This is a genomic window from Rhodococcus sp. (in: high G+C Gram-positive bacteria) (genome assembly GCF_049591685.1).
Lineage (GTDB): Bacteria > Actinomycetota > Actinomycetes > Mycobacteriales > Mycobacteriaceae > Rhodococcoides.
Map to the genome: position 1 here is coordinate 1 of NZ_JBAWFH010000454.1, position 5,436 is coordinate 5,436.

Below are 5,436 nucleotides of genomic sequence, written 5' to 3' on the forward strand. Positions count from 1 at the left end.
CTGGTAGCCATGGCCATCTGCTCTAGCGTCCTATACGTGGTGTTCAAGCGTCAGAAGTGGCTCTGACTCTTCGGTTGTGGAGCGCGAACGGCGCCAAGGTCAAACCGATAACTACGAGCAACCCGACAGAAACGGTCAGCGCCCACGGGAGTTGTAGGTTGCCGCCTGCCAGCAGCGCACCTGCCATAGCCAACGGAACGCCGGTGCTCCCCTTCAAGTCATGAGTTCGCGGGTCCACCGGCGGTCGGCCGGACCACGGAATCCGCAGGCCGGCATTCTCACGGAGTATCCGACGGCTCGATTGAACGGACAGTACAACTCCCGAAACGAATGCGAGCGCTCCGAAGCAGATCGCCCACCAGGCTCCGTCGTTGACGAAGAATGCCGCAAATAACACTGGTGGGACGACGACAGCGCACGCAATCACCTGCCAGGTAGGCGCTTTGCTCCGTGAGTCGGGCGAGACACTTACCGGGCGCATGGGGGTCAACTCGTCCATATTGTTCCGCCCGTCGAGGCGTCAGGAGGGGCGTTGACTCGGCGATTGTGCACGGAAACGGCCACTGTAGAGACACCGACACTGAACAACCCGGCTGCCACAATCATCACAGGCCAGGGCCACGCGAGATTCTGCCCCAGGATCACGGCTCCGATCACGACCAACGGTGCGCCCAGTCCGCTCTTCAGATCGAATCGCCTCGGACTCACCGGTGGTCTACCGAACCAGGGAATTCGGCGGCCTGTGTTCTCGCGGCATATTCTCTGCACCGCTTGGACTGCCAGCACACTTCCCGCACACAGGACGACCAACCCCAGCGCTATCGCCCACCATGCGCCATCCCTGACGACCGCGGAAAGTCCGCCGAGGAACGCGCCGACGATGACCGTTGCAGCGGCCTTCCATACGGGCGTCGGAGTCTCCATACCCCCACCATACCGGGTGGTCTGCTACGTCCCCTTGACGTTCAGGATCTGCCGCAACTCGTGCTCATCTCCACCAGCTCGACGGCGTCAGCCATGACGGTGCCGATGCCACTGCGGACGTTCGGCAACCAGTGCTCGTCAGAGCATTTCTGGATTATCCAGCGATGTTCGGCTGTCTGCGTTCCGCAGGCGCCAGCGGCGAACATTCACGGACTGCTCTGTGCGGTTGAGCTTTTGGGCAGCATCCCGAACAGTCGTCGACGCCACAATCGCGTCCTCCTCTGCAGTCCACGATCGTCGACCTAGGACAGGCCTTGCCCGCATTCCCGCCGGCCTGACCCATGCTGCAACGTTTACCGCTGCCGAGCGCTTGCGGTCCAGCGCTAAGCAACCGGGCGGGTAGACCCAACCAGCCAGCTGTGCCCCCGGTTCACCCGCCACCAGCAGGGAGAAGACGTTGTCCCGCGTGTTTCGATTCGAATTCCGAACCGCTCCTGTAACCGTTTTCACGGTCGCGCAGAAGTACGCAGCGAGTCTCGCTGACGCTGTAACAAAGCTGACGAAGGGCAATCCCGTACGTGTGAACCCAACACTGCCGTCCCCGTCCAGCAGGCCACGGAAGTAACCCCGCTCATGGAAAGGACTCTCAGGCGGTCCCACCTGTACGGACTTGCGTCCGACTGGAACACCGCATGCTTCGAGCTCGCGCCTGAACGATAGGTCGCACATCCGCCACATCGCGCTCGTGTAGTCGACGGCGAAGTTCGTGGTTCGCGTACGAGTCGTAACTGTCGAATTCGACTCAGGGAAAAGGTCCGAGAGCCGTCGCAAAAGGTCAATATCTTTGACGGACAACTCGATCACCGCTTTTCCCCTCTGCCCAGTTCCGCCCTGAAGATGACCGTCGGTCTGGAACAGGCCAACGAAATAGGCGTGATCCTCCTTGGTCAAATCGATGATGTCCACGTCTGCACCCCTGATGCCTCGCGCGAACCGTCCAAGCGACGGTTGCGTCCGAGATGGACGCCAATCGAGCGAATCCTAGGAGCGCGGTCCGACATGGTCGGGATATTCGAACGCTGCACGCACTGTGCTGTTCGCCATTGAGATCGCCGACCCGGGCATCAATCAGAATTCGTACAGGGACACTACTGGAAAATCCTCTGCACGAACGGAAGAGAATCCGCTTGCGATTGAAGTAAGGCACCGCTGTGATCGGTGGGATAGGTACGCAGGGTGACGGGTTCGCTGTTGGCTGTCATTTGCGCGACCAGCGAGAGTGCCGCAGGCGCAGGGACATCCGTGTCGTAGAGGCCCTGCCCGATGAAGACGGGTCGGTCGTAGCCGTCGACGGGCACTCCCATGTAGTCGTTCAGCAGCCCGTAGAAGTTGGGGATATCGCTCAGCGGTCTGGAGAACAGGTCGCCGGTGACGAGCCCGTCGAACTCTTCCTCTGCTTCGAGCACACAGAGCGTTTCGGCCTTGTCGACGGCGTGCCTGCCCTCGTTCGTCAGATACGAGTCGATGTTCACCTCGGGGTGCGCGGTGCGGAGGCCGGACAGGATGTACAGCGCATACGTCGTGAGCCCCTTGTTCACCGGCATGGGAAGGAACCCCGGCCCAGCGGGAAGCAGTGCGAGTTCGATGTTTGCGGGCACGCCGGTGCCGACCGCTCCGCGGTAGTCCAGTTCGGGCCCACCGAATTCGGTGGCGTAGCGCGCGGTGGTGATGGCCGCTCCGCCGCCTTGCGACTGTCCGACGGCAACCCATTTGTTGGACAGCGAATCGTCGACGGCGCGTGAGGCTTTGACGCTGTCGACCACGCTGTGCGCCGACACTTTTCCGTCGAGGTACGGCATCAGTCCCGGCGTGCCGAGGCCGACGTAGTCGGTCGCAGCGATCGCGTAGCCCTGGCCCAGCCAGGTGCCGAGGTACTGCCGGTCGCGTTCGACGGCGGCCGGCCCGACGATCGAGGGCGCGCAGTTGTCGTCGACGCCGGAAGTGCCGTGCGCCCAACCGATGATTGGCCAACCGCCCTCGGGGGCATCGCCTTCGGGGACGAAGAACGCGCCGCTGCTCAGCGCGGGCTGCCCTTGCGAGCCGATGGTCCAGTACGTGATGCGCTTGGCTTCTGCGGTTCCGGGCAGCCACAGCTCGCCGGGGAGTTCCTCGACCGATACAACCGTACCGGGGGTTGTGTCCACCTCGTCCGCACCAGCGACGGGTGCAGCGACAGTTGCACCGACGGGTGCAGCGAAAAGCGCCGCGACGACGCCCGTCGCGAGCGCGGCGCCGAGCGACAGGAAGCGAATCGACATGCCTGACACAGTAACGCGCGTCATGCCGACATCGCGTGCTCTTTTCTTCAGACGCCTCCACCGAACAGAACACCGAGGAGATAGGTGGCGGCTGCTGCCCCGTAACCGATGGCGAGTTGACGCAACGCCCGCTTGATCGGCGGGCCACCGCTGAGAAGCCCGACCACCAAGCCCGTCCCGATCAACGCGATCCCGACGAGTACCGCGGCAACGACGAGGGCCGCGACGCCTTCCATTCCTAAGAGATACGGCAGCACCGGGATGACGGCACCGGAGGCGAAGAAGCAGAAGCTGGCGGCGGCAGCACCGATTCCGGTTCCCACCGCTTCGTGGGTGACGGCGTCGGATTCCATGGAGTCGTCGGGGGTCAGATGTTCGAGCACCTGCGACGCTTTTCGCTCGGCCTCGTCGGAGGACATGCCGCGGGCGCGATAGACCAGCGCCAGCTCGTTGGCGTCGACGTCGAGGTGTTGCACCGCTTCGCGGGCCGAGCCGTCGGGTGACGACGCCTCGAGCAATTCACGTTGGGAACGGACCGACACGTATTCACCGGCGCCCATCGACAGCGCCCCGGCGAGCAGACCGGCCAGACCGGTGATGAGCACGATTTCGTTGGACACTCCACTGCCGCTGATGCCGAGCACCAGGGCGAGGTTGCTGACGAGGCCGTCGTTCGCGCCGAACACGGCTGCCCGGAAGTTGCCGGACAGTCGGTTTCGTCCCCGCGCCGCGAGTCCGCGCACGACCTCGGCGTGAATTTGCTCGTCCGCGATCATGGCTTCGGTGGCCCCGGAGTCGACCGAATACGGTGACCTCGTCTCGGCGCGCTGAGCCAATGCGAGCACGAACACCGAACCGAACCGTCGGGCCATCAATCCGAGGATGCGAGTGCGCATGCTGCCTCTGAGCGGCATTCCGACGCGATCACCGAGCCGGCGTCGCCAATGTTCTTCGTGACGACCCTCCGCATCGGCCAGTGCGAGCAGGATCTCCCGCTCCTCACCGCTCCGGCGTCCTGCGAGATCTCGGTAGACAGCTGCTTCGGCACGCTCGTCGGCGAGGTAGCGTCGCCACCGCTTGACGTCCTTGGCCGACGGCGCCCGTTCGTTCATCAGAACAACCTACCGCCGCCGAGATCGAAGTCATGACGTGAAACGGCCCCGCAACCGTGCACAACCTCGATCTCGGCGGAGGGTCAGCTCGGGTCGTACACGCCCGTCTGAACTGCTTTGACCAACCGACGCGGAACCCGGAATTCCTGGCCGCCCACCTTGACAGTGACCAGGTCGGGTGCAACCGCTTTCCACTGCGCCCGACGGCTGCGAGTGTTGGAACGCGACATCTTTCGTTTCGGAACAGCCATGGCTCAGGCGTCCTTCCTGGTGCGGCGCCCGTAGCGCTTCTCGAACTTCTCGACGCGTCCCTGCGTGTCCATGATGCGGGTGGCACCCGTCCAGAACGGGTGCGACTCGCTGGTGACGTCGACGATCACCAGCGGGTAGGTGTTGCCGTCTTCCCACTCGACCTCGCGGGTGCTCGTGATGGTGGAACGGGTGAGGAACTTGGTTCCGGTGCCCGCATCCTGAAAGACCACCGGGTGGTAGTCGGGGTGGATACCCTGTTTCATTCTGTTGCCTCTCGTCGTATGTCCGAGTACGGTGATTCCGTTGTCTCGCAGGGGTCTTCGTGCCATTGCCCGAACGGGTCGGTCCAGTTGGCCCATGCGTCGCGGTCGCGCATCTCGTCGTCGGACACCAAGGCCCACTGCAGGGTTCGGTCTATTTCGGTTGGGTCGGCGCCGTGAACGAGTACGACCAGCGAGGTGTCCCTGTCGCCGAATTCGTCGTTCCAGCGCAGCGCCGCCATGGCCCGGCGCGAGGTGTCGACGCGTTCCTGCTCGACGGGCGTCATCGCGGCCAGCCATTTGCCGGCACTGGCGACGCGTAGTCCGCCGCCTGCGGATTCGACCCACAGCGCTTCGTCGGGTTGTGTTGCCACCCACACTCGTCCGCGTGCGGTGACGACGCCGTCGAGGAGGACGTCGATGGCCTCGTGCAGTCGTTCCGGATGGAACGGTCGTTCCGCGGTGAACTCGACGAGGGTGACCCCGCAGTCGGCTGTGAGCGGCGGCTGGCCTCGCAGCAACGGCGAGTGTGCGTCGGTGACTTCACCGCGCCTGGCGTCGAACGGCACG

7 protein-coding genes are annotated in these 5,436 nt (G+C 63.9%); all 7 read right to left on the reverse strand.

Translation table 11 applies throughout. The annotated features are described in order from the left end of the window. Positions 1–486: 486 nt before the first annotated feature. Positions 487–924 carry a hypothetical protein gene (locus WBQ44_RS18965; protein WP_495568217.1) on the reverse strand — a complete coding sequence of 146 codons (438 nt, stop codon included), beginning with the start codon at positions 922–924 and terminating at the stop codon, positions 487–489. A 138-nt stretch (positions 925–1,062) separates the two neighbouring features. Next, positions 1,063–1,890, reverse strand: coding sequence for a hypothetical protein (locus tag WBQ44_RS18970; protein ID WP_495568218.1), 828 nt, complete (start codon positions 1,888–1,890; stop codon positions 1,063–1,065). A gap of 182 nt (positions 1,891–2,072) precedes the next feature. Further along, positions 2,073–3,242 carry a lipase family protein gene (locus WBQ44_RS18975; RefSeq protein ID WP_495568219.1) on the reverse strand — a complete coding sequence of 390 codons (1,170 nt, stop codon included), beginning with the start codon at positions 3,240–3,242 and terminating at the stop codon, positions 2,073–2,075. Positions 3,243–3,289: 47 nt separating this feature from the next. Next, positions 3,290–4,354 (reverse strand): VIT1/CCC1 transporter family protein, encoded by a 1,065-nt coding sequence (locus tag WBQ44_RS18980; RefSeq protein ID WP_495568220.1) that lies wholly within the window; start codon positions 4,352–4,354, stop codon positions 3,290–3,292. 83 nt (positions 4,355–4,437) lie between these two features. Continuing rightward, complete coding sequence (rpmF, locus tag WBQ44_RS18985; protein ID WP_495568221.1) at positions 4,438–4,605, reverse strand: 50S ribosomal protein L32; 168 nt, start codon at positions 4,603–4,605, stop codon at positions 4,438–4,440. 3 nt (positions 4,606–4,608) lie between these two features. Further along, positions 4,609–4,869 (reverse strand): type B 50S ribosomal protein L31, encoded by a 261-nt coding sequence (locus WBQ44_RS18990; protein WP_495568222.1) that lies wholly within the window; start codon positions 4,867–4,869, stop codon positions 4,609–4,611. Further along, positions 4,866–5,436 (reverse strand): CobW C-terminal domain-containing protein (locus WBQ44_RS18995; protein ID WP_495568223.1); only part of this gene is annotated, 571 nt, incomplete at its 5' end. The genes WBQ44_RS18995 and WBQ44_RS18990, both read right to left, overlap by 4 nt.

Bases quoted from the DNA above. Each gene is read 5' to 3' on its own strand.
- WBQ44_RS18975 (WP_495568219.1), bottom strand. From the start codon at position 3,242: ATGTCGATTCGCTTCCTGTCGCTCGGCGCCGCGCTCGCGACGGGCGTC.
- WBQ44_RS18965 (WP_495568217.1), bottom strand. From the start codon at position 924: ATGGAGACTCCGACGCCCGTATGGAAGGCCGCTGCAACGGTCATCGTC.
- rpmF (WP_495568221.1), bottom strand. From the start codon at position 4,605: ATGGCTGTTCCGAAACGAAAGATGTCGCGTTCCAACACTCGCAGCCGT.
- WBQ44_RS18980 (WP_495568220.1), bottom strand. From the start codon at position 4,354: ATGAACGAACGGGCGCCGTCGGCCAAGGACGTCAAGCGGTGGCGACGC.
- WBQ44_RS18990 (WP_495568222.1), bottom strand. From the start codon at position 4,869: ATGAAACAGGGTATCCACCCCGACTACCACCCGGTGGTCTTTCAGGAT.